Below are 14,911 nucleotides of genomic sequence, written 5' to 3' on the forward strand. Positions count from 1 at the left end.
ACGAGTTTCTGTTGTTGTCGCCAGCAGCTTGAATAATTCAATATTGATGTTTTTCAGCGTATTTCTTTCAGCACAAATTGACTGTTGTTGCGGCTTGCAAAGAAAATTACTTGGTTATGGTGATTTTTCACTCAATATAGCACTAAGCTAAACTATTCTGCGGTTTTTAGTCTAGAATACGGCGTAGAATTTTTTTACTTTAAGTTGTTATTTTAGTTGCTTAATCTCGTCGAAAAGTTTTCTTAAGAAAAGAAATAACAACTTTAATATGCCCCTATAAAAAGGAATGAAAATGAAATATTTAGTAACGGGCGTGGCCGGTTTTATTGGTTCTTGTGTCGTTGAAAAGCTTTGTGCACAAGGACATGATGTTATTGGTATTGATAATATCAATGATTATTACGATACAAATCTAAAATTAGCGCGCTTGAAGCGAATTGGAAACGATAATTTTCAATTTATTAAAATGGATCTGGCAGACAGAGAAGAGATTGCTTGTTTATTTAAAGAGCAGCAATTTACGCGTGTTATCCATTTAGGCGCGCAGGCGGGTGTACGTTATTCAATTGATAACCCCTTGGCTTATGCTGACTCTAATCTGGTTGGTCATCTTAATATATTAGAAGGCTGCCGGCATAATAAGGTTGAGCATCTTGTTTATGCCTCATCCAGCTCTATTTACGGGTTGAATAACAAGGTCCCCTTTTCAGAACAAGACTCAACGAATCACCCGATTTCATTATACGCCGCAACTAAAAAGTCCAATGAGTTAATGGCCCATAGTTATTCTCATTTATACGATCTGCCGACGACGGGCTTACGCTTTTTTACCGTTTATGGACCGTGGGGCAGACCCGATATGGCGCTGTTTAAATTTACCAAGAAAATACTCGAAGGTGAAGTCATTGATATTTATAATAACGGTGATATGTTCCGTGATTTTACTTATATTGATGATATCGTTGAGGGTATTTTACGTGTTCAAAACCTTATTCCACTAAAAAATGAGCACTGGACGGTGGAGACAGGCTCTCCGGCAAATAGTTCTGCACCTTATCACCTGTATAATATCGGTAATGGTAATCCGGTTAAACTAATGGATTTTGTTGAAGCCTTAGAAAGCTCATTAGGTATTGAAGCGAAGAAAAACTTTATGCCGATGCAGCCTGGTGATGTTTACCAAACCTATGCTGACACAACAGATCTCTTTGCGGCGACGGGGTATAAACCCCAAATGAGTGTAAAACAGGGTGTCCAGGCCTTTGTCGATTGGTACCGTGATTTTTATCAACTTAACTAGAATTTTTTGATCCTGTTTAATGATTAATTATTTGTTGATAATTGTACTGTGACAGAAAAAAATCTGTAACTAAAAAATAATAAGAAGAGTAAAAATATGAAAATTGCAATTGCAGGTGTTGGCTACGTTGGCCTATCAAATGCTATGTTGTTAGCACAGCATAATGAAGTTATCGCGGTTGATATCGTTGAAGAAAAAGTTAATCTTTTAAATGATAAAAAATCGCCTATCGTTGATCCGGAAATTGAAGATTTTTTAAAAAATAAAGCGTTAAACTTTACAGCCACTCTTGATAAAGAGTCCGCTTATAAAAATGCCGACTTTGTTATTATTTCTACACCAACTGATTATGATCCTGAAACAAACTATTTTAATACCTCTTCAGTCGAAGCGGTGATTAAAGATGTATTGGAAATTAATCCCAATGCAGTGATGGTGATTAAATCAACTGTTCCGGTTGGTTATACACAATCCGTTCGTGAAAAATTTAACAGTGAGAATATACTGTTTTCGCCTGAGTTCCTGCGCGAAGGAACTGCCCTATACGATAACCTGCACCCTACTCGAATCATTATTGGAGAGCAAAGCGAACGCGCAAAGGTCTTTGCTAATCTGCTTATTGAAGGCGCAATTAAAGAAAATATAGATCTTCTGTTTACCGATTCAACGGAAGCTGAAGCCGTTAAGTTATTCTCTAATACTTACTTGGCGCTTCGGGTTGCCTATTTTAATGAGTTAGATACCTATGCTGAATCCAACGGCTTGAATACGCGTCAGATTATTGAAGGTGTTGGTTTAGATCCGCGTATTGGCAATCATTATAACAACCCCTCTTTTGGTTACGGTGGTTACTGCCTGCCCAAAGATACCAAACAACTTCGAGCAAACTTTGCCAGCGTACCTAACAGTATTATTGGCGCGATTGTTGATGCCAATACCACACGTAAAGATTTTATTGCTGCTTCTATTTTAAAGCGTAATCCTAAACGCGTCGGTATTTATCGTCTGATTATGAAATCAGGCTCCGATAATTTCCGGGCTTCAAGTATTCAGGGGATCATGAAACGCCTGAAAGCGAAAGGTGTTGAAGTCGTGGTTTATGAACCCGTTATGACAGAACCTCTGTTCTTTAATTCGATTGTGATGAAGGATTTAGGGGAGTTCAAAGCCGTATGTGATGTGATCGTTTCTAACCGCATGGATAAAGCGTTATTTGATGTTGCCGACAAAGTTTACACTCGTGACCTGTTTGGTAGTGATTCGTAAATTGACCTTGTTCTTTCAGTAATTCAGGTTTTCAGTTATTCCGGCCGAATTTTCTTTTAGCCAGAATGACTGAGCTTTTTCAGCCCGCGTAATTCATTGGGCTGTTCAGATAATAGCAAGTTCTAAAGCTGATTTTACCTAATAACTATATATATATACCCAACTTATTATGCAACGATGAGAATGCGTGTCTACAGAAGATGATCTTTTGGGGAATTATAGGGTGATGTTATTATTTAGAAAAGAGACCTAAAGCTTAGGAATAAGATCCATTGAACGAATCTAAGCCCCTTTACGGATTAAATAGCGATAAGGTACCTGCTGAATGTTTGCTTCAACCAAAGTATGATCCATAAATCGGCAAAAACTGGGAATGTCTCGAGTGGTTGCCGGATCATCGGCAATAACGCTTAATAACTCTCCTTCCTGCATTTTTCTAACGGTTTTACGGACCATCATCACCGGCTCCGGGCAGCGTAAGCCTAGGGTATTCAAGGCCTGTATTTTCTCTTCGTTCATTGTAACTCTCTTGTCCAAATTTTTTGTTAGGTTTAAAGCGCACTAAACAGCACATTGGGTTATAAAAAATAAAAGATGCCAGCTAAAGGCCGGCACCTTCTTTTTTGCTTAACCTGTATTACGCAGTCCTGCCGCAATACCTGCAATAGTGACCATCAGCGCCTGGTCTATCACCGGACAAATTTCATCACCATTTTTGCGTGAACGGGAAAGCAGTTCTGCCTGTAACATGTTGAGCGGATCAACATAGGGGTTACGCAGTGAAATAGACTCCTTAATCCAAGGTTGTTCCTGCATCAATTGATGATCCGGAATAGTTTCTAAAACGGTTTCTCGAGTGAGCTTGAGGTGAGCACGTAAACGCTCTCCAAGTGGCCATAACTCTTTTGGCACAAGACGTTCTTCGTAGAATTTAGTTAACTTCTCATCGGCTTTTAAAAATACCATTTCAAACATTTCTAAACGGGTATGGAAAAACGGCCAGTGTTTATACATCTCCTGAAGCAGCGGTTTTTTGCCTTCATCCAATAAGGTTTTCAGCGAGCTACCTGCTCCGAGCCATACTGGCAACATCAAGCGATTTTGACTCCAGGCAAAAATCCAGGGAATAGCACGCAAGCTTTCGATGCCACCGGTTGGTTTACGCTTAGCCGGACGACTGCCTAAGGCTAACTTACCCAGTTCCACTTCCGGCGTTACGCTGCGGAAGTAGGGAACAAAATCTGGCTCTTCGCGTACAAAGTGACGGTATTCCTGACAAGATTGATCTGAAAACTGTTGCATTAAGTCACGCCATTCCTGTTTTGGTGCAGGTGGTGGCAGCAGGTTAGCTTCTAATACTGCGGCGGTATATTGGTTTAAGCTTTGTACCGCGACTTTCGGTAAACCAAATTTAAAGCGGATCATTTCACCCTGTTCAGTGACGCGTAAACCACCTTTTAAAGATCCCGGAGGTTGTGATAATAATGCTTGACGGGCCGGCGCACCGCCACGGCCGATTGTGCCGCCACGTCCATGGAATAAAATTAGATTGATATCATTGTCCGCACTAATTTTAACTAATGCTTCCTGGGATGTATATTGTGCCCAGTTGGCTGCCATCACACCTGCGTCTTTGGCTGAATCGGAATAACCGATCATGACATGCTGCACACCATTGATGTAACCACGATACCAATCGACAGCAAACAAACGTTCCATTACCTCTGCCGCGTTATTTAAATCGTCAAGCGTTTCGAATAAGGGTGCAACAGGAATGCGGAACGGACAGCCCACTTCTTTTAATATTAACTGAACAGCCAGTACATCGGATGCCTGACGTGCCATAGATATAATGTAGATACCCAAGGCTTCAGGATCTGTTTGCGCAACAACTTTACAGGTATCTAATACTTCCTGTACTTCTGCAGAAGGATTCCACTTCGCGGGGAACAGTGGTCGTTTACTGTTAAGTTCCTGGAGTAAAAAGGCCTGCTTATCAGCTTCATTCCAGGCATTGTAATCACCAATGCCCAGATAACGGGTTAATTCCGATAAGGTATTACCGTGGCGTTCGCCATCTTGACGGATATCCAGTTTCAGCAGGTTGATACCAAAACAGTTGAGGCGGCGTAAAATGTCTAAAATCAAACCATTAGCAATGGAGTCCATGCCCATGTTTTTCAGAGAGTGATAACATACAAGCAATGGCTCTTTTAACTGTTTGGTGGTAGTGATGATATCTTTGGCATCACTGTGCTGATCCTGCAAAGTGGCACTTAACGAGGTTAAGGTTTCTTTTAATTCCGCGCGTAATCTGCGTAAAACTGCGCGGTAAGGTTCAGCCGCATCCTTCCCAACGACTGCTCGAAGGGCTGCATCACAGTTATCCATGGACAACTCATCGGTGAGCTGTTGAATATCTTTAAGATATAAACTAACCGCAACCCAACGGCTTGATAATAATACTTCCTGAGTGACCTTGGCGGTTACATAGGGGTTACCGTCTCGGTCTCCACCCATCCATGAGGTAAAGGTGATGGGAGAGGCGTCAAGTTGTAATGATAAACCTAAACCGTTTTCTAATTCGCTTTCCAGATCGCGAATAAATTGCGGAACAGCCTGCCATAAACTGTTTTCAATGGTCGCAAATCCCCATTTGGCTTCATCTACCGGGGTAGGACGCTTTTGGCGAATATCATTGGTATGCCAGGCTTGGGTAATTAACTGCTCTAAACGATCTAATAAAATATCACGTTCTTTATCGGAAATTTCGCTAAGTTCTAAATAACTCAGGCAGTCATTAATGGCGATATGTTTATGAATCAGGGTGCGCCGCGTAATTTCGGTCGGGTGAGCGGTCAGTACCATTTCCATTTTTAATTCATCAACGCTTTTCTGCATCTCCTCCTGTGATAAATTAGCATTTTTTAATTTGCTAATTAAATCTTTAATAGGATTCGGTGCACAGACACCGCTGTCGCAGTGACGGGAAATCCCATGAAACTGCTCAGCAATATTGGCTAAGTTTAAAAAGTGGGTAAAAGCGCGCGCAACAGGGACTAATTCATCATCAGAAAGATGGGTTAAGATGTTGACAAGAGTAGCACCGTCCTCTTGATTACCTGCTCGGGAGGATTTGGATAGTTGACGGATAGTTTCTATTTTATCCAGGAACTCTTCACCGAGATGACCACCAATGCTTTTACCAAGCAGTTGTCCTAGTAAACTAACGTTACTGCGTAAATTTGAATATTCTTCTGTCATATGTCCTCTGAGCTAGTAATAAAACTACATAAAATCGCATAAAAAAATAAAGTCATTAGAATAAAATATCAGATTAAGGTCAGCAGTCAATACTCCATCACAAAAACAAGGTCTTTATTTAATCAAAAAATATTATTTGGTAATTAAATTACACAATAATGCGTTATTAATTTTTTAATCACCTCTTTGGTGGGTTTGACAAAGGAAAGGTCTAAATACTCATTCGGCTGGTGGGCTTGAGTTATGTGTCCCGGTCCTAAAACAATAGTATCGCAGCCAAGCTGTTGAATAAAAGGCGCTTCAGTACAGTAATTAGCACTCTGCGCCGGGTTGCCGGTGAAAATTTCAGCATTATTAATCAGATCTGAATGTTCCGGGCATTGATATGAAGGAATGGGCTCATGCAAATGGTAGACCTCAACACTCTTCGGGTAGCGTTTTTCAATTTCCGACAAAGCCTGTTTGACGGTAATAAGCAGCTCATTGGTGGTAATGCCCGGAATAGGGCGCATATCAATGTGCAGTTCACAACAGCCGCAAATTCGGTTGGAACTGTCACCGCCACTTATTGCCCCGAAATTAAGGGTCGGATAGGGCACATCAAAGTGCGGGTTGTGGTATTTTTCTTTAAACTGCTGCTGTACTTTCTTTAATTCACCAATCACCAGATGCATTATTTCAATGGCGTTCAGGCCTTTATCCGGATCGGAGCTATGTCCGCTACGGCCGGTAATGCGGATACCCTCAGACATATGCCCTTTATGCATAATAACCGGCACCATTCCCGTTGGCTCACCAATCACCGCATAATCCGGGCGAAAGGTTTTGTGCTCGGCAATTTCCTGTGCACCCGCCATGGTGGTTTCTTCATCTGCAGTTGCTAAAATGCGCAGGGGTTTATTCAGTTTAGTGGTGTCTATCTCTTTTAACACTTCGATTACGAAGGCAAAAAAACCTTTCATATCAATACTGCCCAGACCATAGAAACGATTATCTTTTTCGGTCAATTTAAAGGGATCCGTTGACCAACTTCCTTCGTCGTAGGGAACAGTATCCGTATGACCTGCCAGTAATAAACCACCATCACCCTCACCGAGGGTGGCGATTAAATTGTATTTGCCGGGCGCGCTGCGCACTGCTTGTATCTCATTTTTAAAGCCCAACTCTTCTAACCAGCTGGCAAGCTGATTAATGACGTTTAGGTTACTTTGATCCCAGGACGGATCCGTGGAGCTGATGGATGGAATCGCGATAAGGTCTTTGTAAAGGTTTAAAAAATTAGGTAAAGCCATAAGAGTACCTTCAAACAAGTAAATAAAAGGGAGAGTACACAAACATAAAATATATTACACCCAAAAGATAACAATTGGCTATGCCCTAATTTTTTGTGTTTTTGAAAGTGAAAAAATGTTTTGTATGGAAAAGCGCGACAGTTGATTGAAAGGCAATTCGGCACGCATTTTTATTCCGAATTGGTGTTACACTTTCTAAGCTGTTCGCCGAAGGTGTTGTGCATTAAAACGCACTAAACAGTAAAGTGCTGTTATAACAACTAGGGGCAGTTTTAGGGCACTTAAGTATGCTATTTTTTAATCGGCAAGGTTAAAACAGAATACTTTGTAAATAAATATTCATAATTATTGAATAAATAATCAAATGTAATTAAGATGCATCTTCCTCTTGGGAATATTTCTATTTATAATATCTTCCCTACTCTTAATACCGAAAATGAAACAGGAACTTCTTATGTTAAAAGCCATTGTCGTGGGTGCAAGTGGTTATACCGGCGCCGAATTAGCACATTTTTTAGTACGCCACCCGCATATTGAATTGGCAGGTTTGTATGTCTCGGCAGGCAGCCTTGATAAAGGCAAAAAATTATCTGCGCTGTACGGAAATTTATCGGGTGTGGTGGATTTACCGCTGCAGCCGTTAGGCAATGCCGATATTAAAAGTGTATGTGCTGATATAGATATTGTTATTTTGGCAACTGCCCATGAAGTGAGTCATGATTTAGTGCCGCTTTTCCTTGCTCAAAATACCGTGGTATTTGATCTCTCCGGTGCATTTCGCGTGCAATCAGCCGGTTTTTACGACAAGTTTTACGGCTTTACGCATCAATATCCTGAGTTATTAGAAAAAGCCGTTTACGGTTTAGCCGAATGGAATTTTGAAGCCGTTAAGAAAACCGATTTAATCGCAGTACCGGGTTGTTACACCACCGCCTCTTTAACGGCATTAAAACCGCTGGTCGAAGCGGGATTAATTAAAGCTGATACCAAACCCACCATTAATGCCACCAGTGGTGCCAGTGGCGCGGGGCGTAAAGCGAGCCTTGCCAGCAGTTTTTGTGAAGTGAGTTTGCAGCCTTATGGTGTGTTTACACATCGTCACAAACCGGAAATTGATCAGCACTTGGGCATGCCGGTGGTATTTACGCCGCATTTAGGCAGTTTTAAACGCGGTATTTTAGCCAGCATTAATGTGCAGCTAAAAGCGGGTGTGACCGCCGATAAGGTGAATCAGGCTTATCAGAACGCCTACGCGGATAAACCCCTGGTACGTTTGATGGATGGGACTTATCCTGCCCTTAAAAACGTCGTTGGCACTCCTTTTTGTGATTTAGGCTGGGCCGTGGAGGGTGATGATCTGGTCGCTTTCAGTGCTATCGATAACCTTCTAAAAGGTGCTTCATCGCAGGCAATACAATGTATTAATTTACGTTTTGGTTTTGCTATCACCACTTCTCTTTTGTAGGCAGGATTTTTAACCATGACACAGGCATTAAAACCTTTATTAATTAAGCTTGGTGGTGCAGTACTTGAAAATGAGCAGGCCTTAGAAAATCTGTTTTCAGCACTGACGCTTTATTTGCAAACCGCGCAACGGCCTCTTCTTATTGTGCATGGCGGAGGCGTGATTGTTGAAGACGTTTTAAAGAAAATGAATATCGTCAGTCAGAAAAAAGAGGGGCTGCGTATTACTCCCTTTGATCAAATCCCCTATGTTGCCGGTGCATTAGCGGGTACCTCCAATAAATTGTTGATGGCCAAAGCCTTACAGGCCGGTCTTTCTGCAGTCGGTTTATCGCTTGCCGATGGTTTTAGCTGTAAAGTCACTCAGCTTGATCCTGATTTAGGCGCGGTCGGTATTTGCACTCCTAATAATCCGGCGCTGTTAAATACCTTATTAAGCGCGGGTTATTTGCCGGTTATTTCATCAATCGCGATTGGTGAAGATGGCCGGCTGTATAATGTAAATGCCGATCAGGCCGCAATAACGATTTGTGAGCTGCTCGGGGCCGAGTTAGTTTTTTTATCTGATGTTGATGGCGTATGGGATGCGCATAAGCAAGTTATTCCCGAGCTAAACACGCAATTAGCTGATAGACTTATTGCCGAAAAGGTAATTCAAGACGGGATGGCGGTGAAAGTGAAGGCTGCGCTGCAGGCTGCCGAGCAATTAGGTTATGTGATGCTGGCAAGTTGGAAAAATCCGGAAAATTTAGTATCATTGCTTGCTGGTCAGGCGGTGGGTACAAAAGTCGTTAAGTAGAACATTAAAGTAGAGAGTTAGATATGAAAAATTTGCTAACAGGGTTTGAAATGACTCAGCAACAGGCGCTAGATCTGATTGCTTTGGGGAAAGATTTAAAAGCTAATCCAGCGAAATACAGTCAAGCATTAGCCGGTAAAAGTGTTGTCACTTTATTTGAAAAACAATCATTAAGAACACGCGTGACTTTTGATATTGGGGTCAATAAATTAGGCGGTCATGTTGTTTATTTAGATCAATCTAACGGTGAAATGGGCAGTCGTGAAGATGTTAAAGATTTTGCTGCTAACATTTCTCGCTGGGCGGATTGTATTGTGGCACGTGTTTTTGACCACAAGACTCTGGTTGAAATGCAGGCTCATTCAAGCGTTCCGGTGATTAACTCTTTATGTGATTTGTACCATCCATGCCAGGCGATGGCTGACTTTTTAACTATCGCTCAGGAGTATGATGATCTTTCTAAAGTGAAACTTGCTTATATTGGTGATGGCAACAATGTTACTCATTCGCTGTTTATTGCCGGTGCTATTTTAGGTGCGACCGTGACCGCGGTTTGTCCAATCGGACACAGCCCGGATGCGCAAATATTAAAAATGGCTGAAAAGATTGCCGCTAAAAATGGTGGCAGCATTCAGGTAACCGACAATATTGAAGACATCAAAGGTTATGATGTGGTTTATGGTGATACTTGGCTTTCAATGGGCGATGATACCCCGCTTGAACAGATCAAAGCTAAATTTATGCCATACCAAATCAATCAGGCATTATTAGATTCAACCGGTATTAAACACGTATTACATTGCCAGCCAGCACACCGTGGTTTAGATATCACATCAGAGGTGATGGATGGAACTGCTTCGTTAATTTTTGACCAGGCAGAAAATAGAATGCACATTCAAAACGCTATTATGCTTACCTTAATTAACAAATAAATGCAGACGAAAGGAAAAAATCAATGAGTAAAGTTAAAAAAGTTGTACTCGCATATTCTGGTGGCCTGGATACTTCGGCAATCATTCCATGGTTAAAAGAGACTTATGATGATTGTGAGATCATTGCTTTTTGTGCTGATGTTGGCCAGGGTGCTGAAGAGTTAGTCGGACTTGAAGAAAAAGCCTTAGCATCGGGCGCTTCTGAGTGTCATATTGTTGATCTGAAAGAAGAGTTTGTTAAAGATTATATCTACCCAACGATGGCATCTGGTGCTGTTTATGAGGGGACTTACCTGTTAGGCACCGCAATGGCACGCCCAATTATTGCTAAAGCGCAGGTTGAAGTCGCGCTGAAAGTCGGTGCTGACGCGTTATGTCATGGTTGTACCGGTAAGGGTAATGACCAAATCCGTTTTGAAAGTTGTTTTGCCGCATTGGCACCTGAGTTGCAAGTGATTGCTCCTTGGCGTGAATGGGAAATGGAATCGCGTGAAGATTTACTCGATTACCTTGCAGAGCGTAATATCGAAACAACAGCAAGTGCGACTAAAATCTACAGTCGTGATGCAAATGCATGGCATATTTCTCACGAAGGCGGTGAGCTGGAAAATCCATGGAATGCACCAAGCAAAGGCGTTTGGACCTTAACCGTTGATCCCGAAGACGCACCTGATAAACCAGAATACTTAACTATTAAAGTTGAAAATGCACGTGTTGTTGCCGTTGACGGTGTTGAGCTATCTCCCTATGACGCATTAATGCTGTTAAATGACAAAGCGGCAGCACACGGTGTCGGTCGTGTTGATATCACCGAAAACCGTACTGTTGGCATGAAGTCTCGTGGTTGTTACGAAACGCCTGGAGGCACAGTTATGGTGACTGCACTGCGTGGTATCGATGAATTAGTGCATGACAAACCAGCCCGTAAATGGCGCGATCAAGTAGGTCAGGAATTTACTCACTTAGTGTATGACGGACGTTGGTTTACACCGCTTTGCGGTTCTTTATTAGCAGCTTCAGAAGCGTTGGCAAAAGATGTTAACGGTGAAGTGGTTGTTAAAATGTATAAAGGTCAAGTGACTGCAGAACAAAAACGCTCTCCAAACAGCTTATATTCTGAAGAGTTTGCTACATTTGGTGATGATAACGTTTATAATCAAAAACATGCGGAAGGTTTTATCCGTTTATATTCACTTTCAAGCCGTATCCGTACCTTGAACAGCAAAAAATAAGCGTTAAAGCTTAAATATTACAATTCCCGCCTCGTATTTTTACAAGGCGGGAATTTCTATTTTTATCTGTTTTTTCTAAGAGTATATAAAAATAGATTTAAAACATAGCTACAACCAACTAACAAAGAAAGTGACGGAGCATCAAAATGGCACTATGGGGCGGACGTTTTAGCCACGCGGCAGACGTAAAATTTAAACTGTTTAATGATTCACTAAGATTCGATTATCGCCTTGCGGAGCAGGACATTATTGGCTCAATAGCCTGGTCAAAAGCACTGCAAACAGTTGATGTATTAACCAGCGATGAACAAACACGCTTAGAAGCTGCGTTAAATGAATTATTAGTAGCAGTTCAAGCTAATCCTGAGTTGGTATTACAATCCGATGCCGAAGATATACACTCTTGGACAGAAGGGCAGCTGATTAATAAAATCGGTGACTTAGGTAAAAAATTACATACCGGTCGCAGTCGCAACGATCAGGTTGCCACAGATTTAAAACTTTGGTGTAAAAAAAGAGCACAAGAATTAGTTGTCCATCTGGATGCCTTGGAAGCCAAATTTATCGAACTGGCACGTATTCACCAGGGGGTTGTACTACCGGGTTATACACATTTACAACGCGCACAACCGGTGACATTTTCGCACTGGTGTTTAGCCTATTTAGAAATGTTAGAGCGTGACCATGAACGTTTAGAAGAGTGCCTTGAACGCCTTGATACCTGTCCTCTGGGTAGTGGCGCATTAGCAGGAACAGGCTATGCGATAGATCGTACTGCATTAGCACACTCTCTTGGATTTAAACGTGCGACGCGTAACAGCTTAGATTCTGTTTCCGACCGTGACCATGTTGTCGAGCTGATGAGCTGTGCAACGATTTCGATGATGCATATGTCGCGCATGGCAGAAGATCTGATCTTCTATAACAGTGGTGAGTCAGGCTTTATTGAGATGTCTGATTTAGTGACGTCCGGATCATCATTAATGCCGCAAAAGAAAAATCCCGATGCAATGGAACTGATCCGTGGCAGAACCGGTCGTGTATTTGGTTCATTAGCGGCTATGTTAATGACACTTAAAGGCCTGCCGCTTGCTTACAACAAAGATATGCAGGAAGACAAAGAAGGTTTATTCGACTCACTGGATACCTGGGGCGACTGTTTAGAAATGGCAGCAATGGCCTTAACCGATCTTAAAGTTAACGAAGAACGCACTAAAGAAGCGGCGCAAGGAGGCTATTCCAACGCCACCGAACTTGCTGATTACCTGGTTGCTAAAGGTATTCCATTCCGCGAGGCGCATCATATCGTAGGTGTTGCCGTTGTCGGCGCGATTGAGAAGGGCGTACCGCTGGAAGAGCTCACTGTAGCGCAGTTCAAAGAGTTTTCCGAAGTGATTGAAGAAGATGTTTATCCTGTTCTGACCCTTGAAGCAACATTAGCTGCACGTAAAGCACTCGGTGGTGTTTCACCTGAACAGATTGAATATGCACTAACGGAAGCAGAACAACGCTTAACAGAGCGTCATACATCGGGCATTGTCATAAGAGCGGCTCGTTTAACAGACGTTGATCGTATTGAAGCAATGGTTAAGCACTTGGCAGATAAAGGCGAAAACCTTCCAAGAGATAAGACCGACTTAGCGGAGTCAGTGGCTGAATTTGCAGTAGCAGAAATAGATGGCCAAGTCACTGCCTGTGCCTCAGTGCATATCTATGATACCGGTTTAGCCGAAATTCGCTCATTAGGTGTAGAGCCCGGTTTTGAACGCCGCGGTCAAGGTAGCGCACTAGTAGAGTTCTTAGTCAAACGTACAGAGAAACTAGCGATCAAGCGTCTATTCGTATTAACCCGCATGCCAGACTTCTTTATGAAGCTTGGTTTTAGTCCCGAAAGTAAGACGACTATGCCGGAAAAAGTCTTAAAAGATTGTTCAATGTTTGTAAGTGAACATGCAAGTGACGAAAAGGCACTAGAGTTGAATTACAAAACAAGTATGCTGCTCCATAAAGGCATGGGCAAAATTTAAAAGAACCCATCTTTTCGTTCCCACGTTTCTGCGTGGGAACGGCGAGTTTGCGGCAGCAAAGGGATATTAGCGGAGTAGCTCTGCGAGCCCTGAAATAAAGTTACCCCTGAGCGATATACTCATCTTTGAGTTTTACATAATGCGCTGCCGAACGTGGCAGAAAGGCAAGTTCATCGTCAGTTAATTTGCGGGCCGCTTTAGCGGGAGAGCCGATATAAAGGAAACCCGATTCAAGATGTTTGTTTGGCGGCACCAATGCGCCGGCTGCCAAAATCACATCATCATCAATACGGGCATTGTCTAATACGATTGCACCCATACCAATTAAAACCCGATCACCAATCCTGCAGGCATGTAACATGGCTTTGTGTCCTACGGTCACATCCTCGCCAATCATTAAAGAATATCCCTCTGCACTTGCTTCACCTTTGCGAGCAACATGCAATACCGAGCCATCCTGAATATTGCTGCGTTTACCTACAGATATAGCGTTAACATCACCTCTTATAACGCACATAGGCCAAATACTGACATCATCACCCAAAATCACATCACCAATAATAGAAGAAAAAGGATCGATATAAACACAATTGCCAATAACAGGAAAAGAATTTTTGTAACCACGTAATACAGGAAGCATAAGAAACCTCGAAAAATAAATAAGAAAACAAACTATACGGCAAAATTATGTGGATAATAAAGTAAAATTTGTGGATAAGTTGTTTGTAACGGGTGTATAAAAATTAATTGTAAAAACAGACCGTTTTTATGCAAATAAACACTTGCCAGCGTGATCAAAGTCTCTATAATGCGCATCCACGGAAACGGGAAAGACGCAAGTCAGTCCGGTTGCTCAGAACGAAAGAGGTTGAGTTTTTAATGACGTATCACGTTGATTGAAAATATTAAAAACAACCATTGACATTGTTTGCAGGTAGCGTAGCATACGCACCTCGCCGAAAGGCACGCTCTTTAACAATTTAATCAAACAATCTGTGTGGACACTTATTGTTGATGTGATTTCAAAAAAAATCAAAGTCCTTTCTTGTAAAGGCAGTAACTTTTCACTTCGTGAATAGATTACTCATCAATAAAAGTGACACACGAATAAATTTATTTATTCAGAATAATAAAGAGCCAATTTTTTTATACTCAGGTATTTAGATAAAGGTTCTTTAGTTTTAGTCAGTTATATTGAGTCGCAGCGCAAGCTGCAAATTAAACTTTAAATTGAAGAGTTTGATCATGGCTCAGATTGAACGCTGGCGGCAGGCTTAACACATGCAAGTCGAACGGTAACATTTCTAGCTTGCTAGAAGATGACGAGTGGCGGAC

Annotated in this window: 11 protein-coding genes and 1 rRNA gene; 8 read left to right on the forward strand and 4 right to left on the reverse strand. The window is 41.9% G+C overall.

Going from position 1 to position 14,911, the window contains the following annotated elements; translation table 11 throughout:
* Window positions 1-292: 292 nt before the first annotated feature.
* Complete coding sequence (locus tag ACJAZP_RS16080) at window positions 293-1,300, forward strand: NAD-dependent epimerase (RefSeq protein ID WP_415231763.1); 1,008 nt, start codon at window positions 293-295, stop codon at window positions 1,298-1,300.
* Window positions 1,301-1,396: 96 nt separating this feature from the next.
* Window positions 1,397-2,566, forward strand: coding sequence for a nucleotide sugar dehydrogenase (locus tag ACJAZP_RS16085; RefSeq protein ID WP_415231764.1), 1,170 nt, complete (start codon window positions 1,397-1,399; stop codon window positions 2,564-2,566).
* 282 nt (window positions 2,567-2,848) lie between these two features.
* Here the strand turns inward: ACJAZP_RS16085 and tusA are convergent, their stop codons facing one another.
* The 3 genes from tusA to argE form a co-directional block, all read right to left on the reverse strand.
* Window positions 2,849-3,085, reverse strand: a complete 237-nt coding sequence (gene tusA / locus ACJAZP_RS16090) for a sulfurtransferase TusA (protein WP_415231765.1) — start codon at window positions 3,083-3,085, stop codon at window positions 2,849-2,851.
* A gap of 108 nt (window positions 3,086-3,193) precedes the next feature.
* Window positions 3,194-5,830 carry a phosphoenolpyruvate carboxylase gene (ppc, locus tag ACJAZP_RS16095; RefSeq protein WP_415231766.1) on the reverse strand — a complete coding sequence of 879 codons (2,637 nt, stop codon included), beginning with the start codon at window positions 5,828-5,830 and terminating at the stop codon, window positions 3,194-3,196.
* Window positions 5,831-5,973: 143 nt separating this feature from the next.
* Complete coding sequence (gene argE / locus ACJAZP_RS16100) at window positions 5,974-7,122, reverse strand: acetylornithine deacetylase (protein WP_415231767.1); 1,149 nt, start codon at window positions 7,120-7,122, stop codon at window positions 5,974-5,976.
* 454 nt (window positions 7,123-7,576) lie between these two features.
* Between argE and argC the strand changes: the two genes are divergently transcribed.
* From argC to argH, 5 genes are all read left to right on the forward strand, one after another.
* On the forward strand, window positions 7,577-8,587 hold the full coding sequence (gene argC, locus ACJAZP_RS16105) for an N-acetyl-gamma-glutamyl-phosphate reductase (protein WP_415231768.1): 1,011 nt from the start codon (window positions 7,577-7,579) through the stop codon (window positions 8,585-8,587).
* A 15-nt stretch (window positions 8,588-8,602) separates the two neighbouring features.
* Window positions 8,603-9,385 carry an acetylglutamate kinase gene (gene argB / locus ACJAZP_RS16110; RefSeq protein WP_415231769.1) on the forward strand — a complete coding sequence of 261 codons (783 nt, stop codon included), beginning with the start codon at window positions 8,603-8,605 and terminating at the stop codon, window positions 9,383-9,385.
* A 23-nt stretch (window positions 9,386-9,408) separates the two neighbouring features.
* Window positions 9,409-10,317, forward strand: coding sequence for an ornithine carbamoyltransferase (locus tag ACJAZP_RS16115; RefSeq protein ID WP_415231770.1), 909 nt, complete (start codon window positions 9,409-9,411; stop codon window positions 10,315-10,317).
* Between the two features lie 23 nt (window positions 10,318-10,340).
* Complete coding sequence (locus ACJAZP_RS16120) at window positions 10,341-11,549, forward strand: argininosuccinate synthase (protein ID WP_415231771.1); 1,209 nt, start codon at window positions 10,341-10,343, stop codon at window positions 11,547-11,549.
* Between the two features lie 146 nt (window positions 11,550-11,695).
* The gene (gene argH, locus ACJAZP_RS16125) at window positions 11,696-13,576 is read left to right on the forward strand and encodes an argininosuccinate lyase (protein ID WP_415231772.1); all 1,881 of its coding nucleotides are present in this window, start codon (window positions 11,696-11,698) and stop codon (window positions 13,574-13,576) included.
* A 100-nt stretch (window positions 13,577-13,676) separates the two neighbouring features.
* On the opposite strand, the gene ACJAZP_RS16130 is transcribed toward argH, so the two are convergent.
* Window positions 13,677-14,216, reverse strand: a complete 540-nt coding sequence (locus ACJAZP_RS16130) for a gamma carbonic anhydrase family protein (RefSeq protein ID WP_415231773.1) — start codon at window positions 14,214-14,216, stop codon at window positions 13,677-13,679.
* Window positions 14,217-14,803: 587 nt separating this feature from the next.
* Here ACJAZP_RS16130 and ACJAZP_RS16135 point away from each other — a divergent pair.
* Window positions 14,804-14,911: ribosomal RNA gene (locus ACJAZP_RS16135) — 16S ribosomal RNA — on the forward strand; the annotation flags it as partial.

Origin of the sequence: Psychromonas sp. (assembly GCF_047632955.1) — a bacterium.
Classification (GTDB): Bacteria; Pseudomonadota; Gammaproteobacteria; order Enterobacterales; family Psychromonadaceae; genus Psychromonas.

Coding starts and splice junctions, on each gene's coding strand:
- ACJAZP_RS16120 (WP_415231771.1), top strand. CDS start 10,341: ATGAGTAAAGTTAAAAAAGTTGTACTCGCATATTCTGGTGGCCTGGAT.
- ACJAZP_RS16085 (WP_415231764.1), top strand. CDS start 1,397: ATGAAAATTGCAATTGCAGGTGTTGGCTACGTTGGCCTATCAAATGCT.
- tusA (WP_415231765.1), bottom strand. CDS start 3,085: ATGAACGAAGAGAAAATACAGGCCTTGAATACCCTAGGCTTACGCTGC.
- ppc (WP_415231766.1), bottom strand. CDS start 5,830: ATGACAGAAGAATATTCAAATTTACGCAGTAACGTTAGTTTACTAGGA.
- ACJAZP_RS16080 (WP_415231763.1), top strand. CDS start 293: ATGAAATATTTAGTAACGGGCGTGGCCGGTTTTATTGGTTCTTGTGTC.
- argC (WP_415231768.1), top strand. CDS start 7,577: ATGTTAAAAGCCATTGTCGTGGGTGCAAGTGGTTATACCGGCGCCGAA.
- ACJAZP_RS16130 (WP_415231773.1), bottom strand. CDS start 14,216: ATGCTTCCTGTATTACGTGGTTACAAAAATTCTTTTCCTGTTATTGGC.
- ACJAZP_RS16115 (WP_415231770.1), top strand. CDS start 9,409: ATGAAAAATTTGCTAACAGGGTTTGAAATGACTCAGCAACAGGCGCTA.
- argB (WP_415231769.1), top strand. CDS start 8,603: ATGACACAGGCATTAAAACCTTTATTAATTAAGCTTGGTGGTGCAGTA.
- argH (WP_415231772.1), top strand. CDS start 11,696: ATGGCACTATGGGGCGGACGTTTTAGCCACGCGGCAGACGTAAAATTT.
- argE (WP_415231767.1), bottom strand. CDS start 7,122: ATGGCTTTACCTAATTTTTTAAACCTTTACAAAGACCTTATCGCGATT.